Genomic DNA, 10,801 nt, shown 5'->3' with positions numbered 1-10,801 from the left:
AGCGAAGCGCCTGGAACGAAAATCAACAGCCTTATTTAACAGAGCCCAAAATAAAAAAAGTCATCCATATGTGGATGACTTTTTTATGTAGTAAACTTAGTGTAGACCGTGCTTTTCTTCAGGTTCATTTGGAAGAATGGCAGGAAGAATAAAAATGACGATCGTTACAATAACGGCAAGGATAGTGCCAGCAGTAAGGTCAAATGGTACACCACTCATAGAACCGACTACATAATTCAACATTTGAACCAAAAGGAATGTCCAGAAAAAAGTCCAAAAATATCGCAAATTTTTCACCTCTTACATTTTTAAATCTTTTCTCATCTTACCATAAGCCATTTCAATTATAAATCAATTTTAAAAAAATTGAAAAGCGTTTTCACCAATTAAATTTACCATTTTGATAACCTCTCCACGCATCAGGATGGAAAAGATGAAAAAATGGGCAAACTCCCGTTCAATTCTTATTAAATAACATACAGTAATATGAATAATCTGTAGGAAGGAGTGGGTAGTATGGAGAGCCGGAACTTTAAACTGGATACCGAGTGGAGCATGATTCATTATCCTGAAAGACCAAACGGTTTCGGTATCCTAGTAGTCGGAGATGAAAGGCATTTTGTGAACAATAAAGGCAGCTTCTGGACGCAGAATGAAGGCAAACGTTCACTGTTGAACATTTGGAAAAAAGAAGGATATACCGTATTTTATTCGAATTTATATGGCAGGCACTGGGGCAGCGAGAAAGCTGTCGATCTGGCAATGAGACTTTGCTGCCATATCGTTCGTAATGAGATTCTCAATAGCTCTTTCCATGTTGTGGCGGAGGGAATGGGCGCACTTGTTGCTTTGAAACTGTTCTCTCAGTCTGATATGAAGATCAGGTCACTAGTTTTGATAAATCCAGTATTGTCTTTAAATGTTCATTTGGAACAGGAGAAAGAGAATAAGTTTTTTTATAAAAAGTTAATTGCTGAATTGGAAAAAGCATACGAAATGGACATTTTTCAACTAATGGAGAAGTTGAAATCCGAAGAAGAGGTGTCAAAGCAGCCCGGTGTGCCAGTGAAAATCATCCATGTATTATCTGGAAACAGAGCTTATAAGCAATCAAAAATTCTCAAGGATTTATCAAATAAATGGGAGGCAGAAAAGCTTCCAGTGTCCATTAGCTATTTGCTTCCAGAGAAAAAGCTTCAGGTTGGCAGCCAGACAGTCCAATTTTTCACAAAACAAGAGCAAGTCCTCTAATTCCCTGCAAATATTTTTCAAATAAGATTCATAGGATACAAGAGAGTATTTGCAAGGAGGAATCGAAATGGATAAGGCAGCAATTCTTGGTGTGTATGATTTTATCGGCTATAGCCTGTGCAAATATATGCTCAATGATGGAGTGGAAATAGTAGGAGTCCATATTGCAAGCAAACATGATGATTATTTTACCGAAGAAAAGAGAATGGAAATAGGCAGGAATGCCAACTTTTCAGAAATTAGTTTTAAAGAATGGCAAACTACAGGGACAAATGAACATATGATCATTTCATTATATGAGCACTTCAATAAGGATGGGGCGATAGAACAATTCACGAAGGGGATTATAAAAAAACTTGAAAATATGGACCGTTCAAGTCAGACTCTTATTCTTATCCTGCCTGCCCGCTTAGCACTGAAACATGAAAAGTTAACAGATTCCCAGGTGGATTTGCTAAGATTTATTGAAAAAAAGAATCTTTCAGTTCTCGAAATTTACTTGCCGACAATATATGGACCATGGCAGCCTGAAGAATACTTTTTTCACCAATCCCTCAATTATTTAGAAGGAGAAAGCAGTCTTCCAGTAATAGCGGAGTGGGAATGGATACATGACGCACTATATATTGACGATGCTGTTGAGACTATTATGGGGTTAGCCGAGTCGGGAAAGGAAGGCAAATATTTTTTCGCAAGCGGAAAAATAAATCTTTGGCGCAGTTGTACTGATGAACTGCTTGGAAAGCAAACAGAGTCTATACTGAGAAAACCTGAGAGAACTCCCGAAATCAAAGACTTTATCAAAATAAAGATATTAAAAAAGAATGAGAATATCAGCATGGGATTATTAAAGCAGAAGGAACAATATTACCGGATCAGGGAAAGCAAGGGATAAGTGAATTTCATAAATCACTTTTCAAAGCTATACTCCTCGGAGTAAAATGGTAAAAGATTCTTTTATCGGTTCCATTTTAATTTGGCTGGCGCTGTATTTTTAAAGGTTTACACTGTGCCGCAAAAAGGAGATGCATCGGATGCTGAAACGTTTCGGGCTCATATTGTTAAGCCTGCTTTTGTTGGGAGGATGCGGACAACCTCTGGCAACAGGGAAGGTTGAGAAGGTTGGCCTGTTAGTGCCTGAAACTATTAATGATCAGGTGTGGGGAACGAAGGGATACAGAGGGCTGCTGCAAATCCAATCCAGCCTGGGGGTGGATGTTTTCTTCAAAGAAGGCATGAATTCTCCAGACCTTGTCGAAGAGGCTGTTAAGGAGTTTGACAGACAAGGTGTCAATCTCATCTATGGGCATGGGAATGAATTCGCTGCCTATTTTAATAAAATTTCTGGGAAATATCCTGAAATCCATTTCATCAGCTTCAATGGCGACGCCAGGAATGAAAATACGACCAGTCTTAATTTTGACGCATATGCAATGGGCTTTTTTGGCGGAATGGTTGCAAGTCATATGTCTGAAACAGGAAAAGTGGGCATTGTAGCCGCGTATGAATGGCAGCCTGAAGTGGAAGGCTTTTATGATGGGGCGATTTTTGAAAAACAGAATATGAAAGTTGATATCCGTTTTGTTGGGCATTGGGATGACCAAAGAAAAGCGCTAGATGTCCTGGACGATGTATTGGCCAATGGTGCTGATGTCATTTATCCAGCTGGAGATGGCTTTAATGTACCGGTGATTGAAAAAGTAAAGGAAAAGGGATTATATGTAATAGGATACATATCTGACCAGTCCGATTTTGGAGAGTCAACCGTTTTGACGAGCACGGTCCAGCATGTAGATGATTTATATGAATTGACGGCACAGAAGTTCAATAAGGGAGAACTCAAATCCGGCAATCTAACCTTCGACTTTCAGGATGGAGTCATCACACTTGGAAAGTTCAGCCCGAACGTTGATCCTGCCTACCACAAGAAATTGAGTAGCATGATCAATGAGTATAAAGAAACCGGCAAATTACCTAACCAATAATTTTGACTAGAGGAGACAGTAATCATGCAAAATAACGACAAAACAATGGAATTCATGCAAATTGCTATGAAGTATCTTCCTGAAGCACAACAACAACTTGAAGCAGCTGGTATTGAGCTGACGATGGACAACCTGCAGCCATTTTTCACACTGTTCACCAAAGTGATGAATGAAGCATATGAGCTTGGGAAAGCAGATGCAGCAAAAGAATAATTTTTACGGAAAATAGCTGAGGCCAATTGCCTCAGCTTTTATTTTTGTCTATCAGGTGATCGAAAAAAGGACGTACTTTACCAAAAAGAGGCTTCAATTCTTTTGCAGACGTAATCAGTGTGTCGACATGATATAGAACTTCACCTAAATCAATCTGGCTGAGGAGGCCGCTTCCAGTCGATTTGCTATCATCGGCTTTCGTTTCTTCCCCAGTTGAATTCCCAAACATGAAATGGCGGAAATCATTATCTGATTCACTCTCCTCATGAATCGATTGATCTCGCAGATTCTTGCCATTTCCTCCTAGCATAAAATCGAAGGCATCCCGGGTTCGTTCATCCCCCATTGTATTCGCCCCTTTCTATTTAATACTCAATGTTAGTTTATGAAGTATATGGTTACATGGACTAGGTCATATGTGGATTTCTTAATTTACAGTTGCAGGATTAGAGTCTTTTCTGATAAAATTAGTACCAAGTCATAATAATTGATAATAATACTATATAGATAATAGACATAATTCAGGATAAAAAGGAGATGGATCCATGAATGCAGGGATAATAGGGGTTGGACGGTACTTGCCGGAAAATATTGTGACAAACCTTGATCTAGAAAAAAGAATGGATACTTCGGATGAGTGGATCCGTTCAAGAACGGGGATTGAAGCAAGAAGAATTGCCGGGGATGATATGGATACATCCGATATGGCTTATCGTGCTGCTAAAGAAGCAATTGACAAAGCAGGAATTTCAGCAGAGGAAATTGATTTGATCCTGGTAGCTACAGTCACTCCTGACCAGCCATTCCCAACCGTTTCTTGTATGCTCCAGGATCAACTGGGAGCCAAGAAAGCAGCGGCAATGGATTTAAGTGCTGCATGCGCGGGTTTCATGTATGGGATGGTCACAGGGAAACAATTTATTGAAGCAGGTACTTATAAATATGTTTTAATAGTAGGTGTGGAAAAACTTTCTAAAATCACCGACTGGCAGGACCGGAATACCGCTGTTCTATTTGGTGATGGAGCAGGCGCTATAGTAATGGGCCCTGTAGGAGAAGGCAAAGGGGTTCTTTCCTTTGAGCTTGGGTCTGATGGTTCAGGTGGCAAATATCTTTATCAGGAAGATTATATCGTCATGAATGGCAGAGAAGTATTTAAATTCGCCGTTCGACAAATGGGAGAAAGCAGCATCAATGTTCTTGATAAAGCAGGACTTTCTAAAGAGGATGTCGACTTCCTTATTCCTCATCAGGCGAATATCAGAATAATGGAAGCAGCCCGCCAAAGACTTGAATTGCCGGTTGAAAAAATGTCAAAAACCGTCCAGAAATATGGAAATACATCAGCAGCTTCCATCCCTATATCCCTTGCGGAAGAACTTGAAGCGGGAAAAATAAAGGATGGGGATTTAGTTGTCATGGTAGGTTTTGGCGGAGGTCTTACATGGGGAGCAATCGCCATGCGCTGGGGCCAATAATACGGAAGTAAAGGCTATTCGGATAAATTATTCATTATTAGGCCAGAAACGCCAGGCCAAATTCGAGCTCTAAACAACGACAGAGCCTAGTTAAAGGAGATGTAATGAAGATGGAGAAACGCAGAGTTGTAGTTACTGGTATCGGGGCAGTCACTCCGCTTGGAAATGATGCAGAAACTACTTGGAATAATATTATTGGAGGGGTCTCAGGAATCGGCCCTGTTACTAGACTGAATGCAGATGACTTTCCTGCTAAGGTAGCTGCAGAAGTAAAAGAATTCAATGTGGAAAATTTCATTGATAAAAAAGATGCCAGGAAAATGGACCGCTTCACACATTATGCGGTTGCAGCATCCTTGATGGCAGTAAAAGATTCAGGTCTTGAAATCAATGATGAAAACGCACCTAGAGTCGGGGTTTGGATCGGTTCTGGGATAGGCGGAATGGAAACATTTGAGCAGCAGCATGAAACCTTCATGAACAGGGGTTACCGCAGGGTCAGCCCATTCTTCGTGCCTATGATGATTCCTGATATGGCAACAGGACAAGTATCCATCACACTTGGTGCTAGAGGCTTTAACTCTTGTACGGTAACAGCGTGTGCAACTGGAACAAACTCAATTGGTGATGCCTTCAAGGTAATCCAGCGCGGCGATGCTGACGTGATGGTATCAGGAGGAGCAGAAGCACCAATCACCAAAATGTCATTTGCTGGCTTCTGTGCGAACACTGCACTGTCAACTAACCATGATCCGCAAAAGGCAAGCAGACCATTCGATAAAAACCGTGATGGTTTTGTAATGGGTGAAGGAGCAGGTATTGTTGTTCTTGAAGAGCTGGAACACGCACTTGCCCGCGGCGCAAAAATTTACGCTGAAATCGTTGGCTATGGAGCAACAGGAGATGCTTATCATATTACCGCACCAGCTCCTGAAGGTGAAGGCGGAGCGCGTGCGATGAAAATGGCGCTTGACGATGCCGGACTAGCACCAGAAGAAGTTGGCTATATCAATGCCCATGGAACGAGCACGGAATATAATGATAAATTCGAAACGATGGCTATTAAAGCAGTCTTTGGCGAGCATGCTTATAACCTTGCTGTTAGTTCAACTAAATCAATGACTGGTCACTTGCTCGGAGCAGCAGGAGGAATTGAGGCTATTTTCACTGTCCTTGCTTTAAAGGAAGGAATCCTGCCGCCAACAATCAACCTTGAAACTCCAGATTCAGAATGTGACCTGGATTATGTGCCGAATGAAGCACGCAGACAGCAAATTGACGCTGCAATCAGCAACTCTTTAGGATTTGGCGGCCATAACGCAACTATAGCATTTCGTAAATATAACGCATAAAAAGGCGGGGTGATCCCCGTCTCAGACTGTAGATGAACTCGATGAAAATCGAGTTTGTCTACAGTCTTTTTATTGTGTTCAGAGAAGAGATGGAGGCTTCATTGGTGACCACTTTTTCCACATCTTGTTTTTTTAGGTAACCAAGGAACCTTATTAATGGATCAATTTAATATGTCCTTTTTATAGTCAACACTCATTCGTGTGTAAAAAGTGAGTTGATTGGTTGTCGGAAGTTTGCTCATGATTATTTGCTAGTAAAAATCTGTTGACTCCCAAACCAGGATGCTCCCTTTATGCGAGGGGGTTAAGTTTCATTAGCACTTCTAGTTTCCTCAACCAAATTTCTTCCTGCAAAATGCCTCCACCCAAAACCTGTACCTAAAAGCCTATAAAATCTAGAGCACAAGTGCCGCTATTTATAAATTTCCTATCAAAAAAGTAATGAAAGAGTAATAAAACGTAACATTATTTAATAATTAATAATTATTAGAATCTTTAACTTTGTTTAAATCACTAATTTATATCAATTTAAGTGAGATAGGGCGGTGGACAAGAAAAGTGGCAGCGTTATTGGAACTAAAGAATCTAAAAACCTATTTTAAAAGAAATAAAACAGTCATTCCTGCAGTCGACGGAGTTGATTTAGTCATAAATAAAGGTGAAACGGTAGCTTTGGTAGGAGAGTCTGGCTCGGGAAAGAGCATTACCTCACTATCGATCATGCGCCTGATTCCAAACCCGCCCGGGGAAATCGTGGACGGGCAGATCAATTTTGAAGGTAAAGATCTTACTAAGTTGAGTGAGGATGAAATGTGCAAAATCCGCGGGAATGATATCTCAATGATATTCCAGGAGCCCATGACCTCCCTTAATCCAGTCCTTACCATTGGCGAGCAGATTACAGAAGTACTGACTTACCACCAAAATATGAATAAGTCCATGGCGAAGAAAAAGGCAATCGAGATGCTAGAAATGGTCGGTTTCTCCCGCGCGAATGAGATTGTGAATGACTACCCACATCGTTTATCAGGCGGCATGCGGCAGCGAGTAATGATTGCAATGGCAATGAGCTGCAACCCAAAGCTCCTGATTGCGGACGAGCCAACAACTGCATTGGATGTTACCATCCAGGCTCAAATTTTGGAACTAATGAAGGACCTCAGTAAAAAATTTGATACCTCGATCCTGATTATTACCCATGATTTGGGTGTGGTGTCAGAGGTAGCGGATCGAGTGATCGTTCTGTATGCAGGGCAAGTGGTAGAGGAAGCACTGGTCGAAGAGTTATTTGAAGAACCTCTTCATCCGTATACAGTTGGCCTGATGGGCTCGATTCCCTCAATAGATGAAGATCATGCCAGGCTGATCTCAATTGAGGGCAATGTTCCGTCACCAGAAAAACTCCCGCCAGGATGCCGTTTTGCACCAAGATGCCCCCATGCCTTTAATCGATGTTATGCTGAAATGCCGCAGCTTGAGATTAAAAATGGAAATCGCTCAGTTAGATGCTTTCTACATGATGCCAAGGAGGTGAACTGATGGTCACCACAAATGAGCCTATGATAGTTACACCGCAACTAAAAACCTCTGAAACTTTACTTGAATTGATTAATGTCAAGAAGCACTTTCCAATTAAATCCGGACTGCTGCAAAAGACTGTTGGTCATATTAAGGCAGTTGATGGAATAAATTTGAGGGTGAACAAGGGTGAAACCCTAGGCATAGTTGGCGAATCAGGATGTGGAAAATCTACTGTTGGAAGGACAATTATCAGACTCTATGAACCTACCGAAGGCAAAATCTTTTTTAAAGGGAAGGATATCTCTACTCTCTCTGAATCGGAGCTGCGTAAAGATGTCCGCAAAAATATCCAGATGATCTTTCAGGATCCCTTTGCCTCCCTCAATCCTAGAAAAACATTGAGATCAATCATTCGAGAACCGCTGGATACTCATCATCAATTCAAAAGCAAGGAACGAGATGAAAAGGTAGAGGCACTATTAGAGAAGGTTGGTCTGAATGCTTCGTTTATTAACCGTTATCCACATGAATTCTCAGGAGGACAGCGCCAAAGAATTGGAATTGCAAGGGCGCTTGCACTGAATCCCGATATGATCATAGCTGATGAAGCAGTATCCGCACTGGATGTTTCGATACAAGCCCAGATTATCAACCTAATGGAAGACCTTCAGGAGGAATTTGGATTAACCTACATTTTTATCTCGCACGATTTGAGTGTAGTGAGACATATAAGCGACAGAGTCGGAGTTATGTATCTTGGAAAAATGATGGAACTGGCAACAAAAAAAGAGCTATATGCTGAGCCGCTGCATCCTTATACGCAGGCACTCCTATCTGCTGTACCTGTACCAAAGAAAAAAGGAGCACAAAAGCGGGAACGGATCCTTCTAAAAGGTGAGCTTCCAAGCCCGGCAAATCCACCCAAAGGGTGTGTCTTCCATACAAGGTGTCCTGCCGCATTTGACCTTTGCAAGCAAATGAATCCTGACTTCCATGAAGTCAAAGCAAATCATTTTGTTGCCTGCCACCTATATGAATAACAAACGGCAGCATGACTTGAAAGGAGGAGATACGTGCACCGTTCTGTTCATCAAAAATACAAAAATCAATTTTATTTAAGGGGGAAATAATGTGAAATTAAGAAAAGCGTCGTGGTGGTTAATATGCTTGACCCTGATTCTCTCTATATTTCTGACAGCCTGCAATAATGGCGACAAGCCAGCCGATGATTCGCAGGGTAACGATGGCAAGGATGGAACCAAAGATGAAGAGGTAGCTGAAGGTCCGCAAAAGGGCGGGGATTTAATCATTGGTTCAACTGGTGCTCCTACACTTTTTAACCCATTATACTCAACTGATACATCAAGCTCGGACATTGAAGGATTTATCTACGACAGCTTAGTATCTTCTGATACTGAATTTAACCCGACGCTGAGCATGGCGGAAGATATCCAGGCATCAGATGACGGACTTACTTATACTGCAAAATTGAAGAAGGGCATTAAATGGCATGATGGTGAAGAATTCACTGCTGACGATGTAGTGTTCACGTTCAGTATCCCAAAAAACCCTGATTATAATGGGGAACGCGGATCAGCATTTGAAGCATTGGATAAGGTAACGAAAATTGATGATTACACTGTAGAGTTCAAGCTTAGCAAGAAGGATGCTTCATTTTATCCAGTTTCATTAAGCTATTACATCCTGCCTGAACATATCCTAAAGGATGTACCGGTTGCTAAATTAGGCGAGCATGAATTCAATACAAAGAGCCCGATCGGAACAGGCCCATTCAAGTTTGTTGAATGGAAAGATGGTGAGTATGTAAAGGTTGAAGCCTTCGATGATTATTTTAAGGGTCGTCCAAACCTTGACACATTAACATACAAAATCGTTCCTGACATGGATGCAATGATCGCACAGATTCAAGCTGGCGATATCCAATTTGCTGCTGGTGTCCCTGGAACAGATATCGAGACGGTAAAATCATTCCCAGGTGTGAAAGTAGAGTCTGGATTAGGGCTTTCCTACACATATCTTGGATATAACGAGAAGAATGAATTGTTTAAAGACAAGAAAGTCCGTCAGGCAATCACTCACGCAATTGATAGGGAAGCAATTGTTTCGTCTGTAATGAACGGTGATGGCCAAGTTGCACACGTTCCGGAAAGTCCGCTTTCATGGGCCTATAATGATGACGTCCCAAAATTTGAATATGATATTGAAAAAGCTAAGTCATTACTGGCAGAAGCAGGCTGGAAAGACACTGACGGAGACGGAATCCTTGATAAAGATGGTAAGAAATTCTCCTTCACTGTTAAAACAAACCAGGGCAATAAAGTCCGTGAAGACATCGTTGTTGTTCTTCAGGAACAGCTTAAAGAGGTAGGAATTGAAGCGAAACCTGAAATCGTTGAATGGAGCGCATTCATTGAGCAGATTTCAGCACCTAACTGGAACTATGACGCTCTTGTGCTTGGATGGGCTTTATCTACTTTCCCTGACCAGTACGATATTTTCCATACAAGCCAGCAGGCAGAAGGCCTGAACTTTGTCTGGTACTCTAATCCTGAGGCAGATAAGCTGATGGAAGAAGCTAAACAAATCATGGATCAAGAAGAATATAAGAAGGCATATGCAGATATCTACAAGATTATCGCAGAAGACCAGCCATATTCATTCCTGTACTATCCAAACGTGCACCGTGTAATGCCTGCGAATCTCGAAGGCTATGTATTTAATGCGAGAGACGATTTTTATGAGATTTACAAATGGTGGCTAAAAAAATAAGGTAAAGCGGCACACAACCTTTGTTTAGAAAGGGAAGGAATGATCTTCCCTTTCTTCCTTATTGAAAATAAGACTATCTCCAGTCATTAACATACATTACTAATTAGGCGCTTTGCGCAATTTCCAGATAATTTATCAACTTTAAAAGAGTTCTTGCAGAGGGCCTTTTAAAGAAAATGAAGCCTAATAATATGAAAGAAAATAGCCTGAT

The 10,801-nt window shown here is 41.2% G+C and carries 11 protein-coding genes; 9 read left to right on the top strand and 2 right to left on the bottom strand.

Going from position 1 to position 10,801, the window contains the following annotated elements:
- Positions 1-96: 96 nt before the first annotated feature.
- The gene (locus tag V7654_RS08960) at positions 97-288 is read right to left on the bottom strand and encodes a YjzD family protein (protein ID WP_335430005.1); all 192 of its coding nucleotides are present in this window, start codon (positions 286-288) and stop codon (positions 97-99) included.
- 228 nt (positions 289-516) lie between these two features.
- Between V7654_RS08960 and V7654_RS08955 the strand changes: the two genes are divergently transcribed.
- The 4 genes from V7654_RS08955 to V7654_RS08940 all read left to right on the top strand — a co-directional run bounded on the left by V7654_RS08955 (position 517) and on the right by V7654_RS08940 (position 3,449).
- Positions 517-1,251, top strand: coding sequence for a hydrolase (locus V7654_RS08955; protein ID WP_335430004.1), 735 nt, complete (start codon positions 517-519; stop codon positions 1,249-1,251).
- 67 nt (positions 1,252-1,318) lie between these two features.
- Positions 1,319-2,146, top strand: coding sequence for a hypothetical protein (locus V7654_RS08950; RefSeq protein ID WP_335430003.1), 828 nt, complete (start codon positions 1,319-1,321; stop codon positions 2,144-2,146).
- 139 nt (positions 2,147-2,285) lie between these two features.
- On the top strand, positions 2,286-3,236 hold the full coding sequence (locus V7654_RS08945) for a BMP family ABC transporter substrate-binding protein (protein WP_438825274.1): 951 nt from the start codon (positions 2,286-2,288) through the stop codon (positions 3,234-3,236).
- 24 nt (positions 3,237-3,260) lie between these two features.
- The gene (locus tag V7654_RS08940; RefSeq protein WP_335376745.1) at positions 3,261-3,449 is read left to right on the top strand and encodes a ComZ family protein; all 189 of its coding nucleotides are present in this window, start codon (positions 3,261-3,263) and stop codon (positions 3,447-3,449) included.
- Positions 3,450-3,480: 31 nt separating this feature from the next.
- Here the strand turns inward: V7654_RS08940 and V7654_RS08935 are convergent, their stop codons facing one another.
- A complete protein-coding gene (locus V7654_RS08935) occupies positions 3,481-3,795 on the bottom strand; it encodes a hypothetical protein (protein ID WP_335430001.1) in 315 nt (104 codons plus the stop codon).
- Between the two features lie 199 nt (positions 3,796-3,994).
- Between V7654_RS08935 and V7654_RS08930 the strand changes: the two genes are divergently transcribed.
- From V7654_RS08930 to V7654_RS08910, 5 genes are all read left to right on the top strand, one after another.
- Positions 3,995-4,927: a beta-ketoacyl-ACP synthase III gene (locus V7654_RS08930; RefSeq protein ID WP_335430000.1), complete on the top strand. Its 933-nt coding sequence runs from the start codon at positions 3,995-3,997 to the stop codon at positions 4,925-4,927.
- A gap of 110 nt (positions 4,928-5,037) precedes the next feature.
- Complete coding sequence (gene fabF / locus V7654_RS08925) at positions 5,038-6,279, top strand: beta-ketoacyl-ACP synthase II (protein ID WP_335429999.1); 1,242 nt, start codon at positions 5,038-5,040, stop codon at positions 6,277-6,279.
- A 558-nt stretch (positions 6,280-6,837) separates the two neighbouring features.
- On the top strand, positions 6,838-7,818 hold the full coding sequence (locus V7654_RS08920) for an ABC transporter ATP-binding protein (RefSeq protein WP_335429998.1): 981 nt from the start codon (positions 6,838-6,840) through the stop codon (positions 7,816-7,818).
- A 20-nt stretch (positions 7,819-7,838) separates the two neighbouring features.
- Positions 7,839-8,840 carry an ABC transporter ATP-binding protein gene (locus V7654_RS08915; protein WP_335430224.1) on the top strand — a complete coding sequence of 334 codons (1,002 nt, stop codon included), beginning with the start codon at positions 7,839-7,841 and terminating at the stop codon, positions 8,838-8,840.
- Between the two features lie 91 nt (positions 8,841-8,931).
- On the top strand, positions 8,932-10,590 hold the full coding sequence (locus V7654_RS08910; protein ID WP_335429997.1) for a peptide-binding protein: 1,659 nt from the start codon (positions 8,932-8,934) through the stop codon (positions 10,588-10,590).
- Positions 10,591-10,801 lie beyond the last annotated feature (211 nt).

Origin of the sequence: Bacillus sp. JJ1609, assembly GCF_036967045.1 — a bacterium.
Taxonomy (GTDB): domain Bacteria; phylum Bacillota; class Bacilli; order Bacillales; family Cytobacillaceae; genus Mesobacillus.
The sequence above is the reverse complement of the archived record's forward strand: the minus strand, read 5'-3'. Positions and strand labels throughout refer to the sequence as shown.

Excerpts from the sequence above, each read along its gene's own strand:
- V7654_RS08955 (WP_335430004.1), top strand. The coding sequence starts at position 517 with ATGGAGAGCCGGAACTTTAAACTGGATACCGAGTGGAGCATGATTCAT.
- V7654_RS08950 (WP_335430003.1), top strand. The coding sequence starts at position 1,319 with ATGGATAAGGCAGCAATTCTTGGTGTGTATGATTTTATCGGCTATAGC.
- V7654_RS08945 (WP_438825274.1), top strand. The coding sequence starts at position 2,286 with ATGCTGAAACGTTTCGGGCTCATATTGTTAAGCCTGCTTTTGTTGGGA.
- V7654_RS08940 (WP_335376745.1), top strand. The coding sequence starts at position 3,261 with ATGCAAAATAACGACAAAACAATGGAATTCATGCAAATTGCTATGAAG.
- V7654_RS08935 (WP_335430001.1), bottom strand. The coding sequence starts at position 3,795 with ATGGGGGATGAACGAACCCGGGATGCCTTCGATTTTATGCTAGGAGGA.
- V7654_RS08930 (WP_335430000.1), top strand. The coding sequence starts at position 3,995 with ATGAATGCAGGGATAATAGGGGTTGGACGGTACTTGCCGGAAAATATT.
- fabF (WP_335429999.1), top strand. The coding sequence starts at position 5,038 with ATGGAGAAACGCAGAGTTGTAGTTACTGGTATCGGGGCAGTCACTCCG.
- V7654_RS08915 (WP_335430224.1), top strand. The coding sequence starts at position 7,839 with ATGATAGTTACACCGCAACTAAAAACCTCTGAAACTTTACTTGAATTG.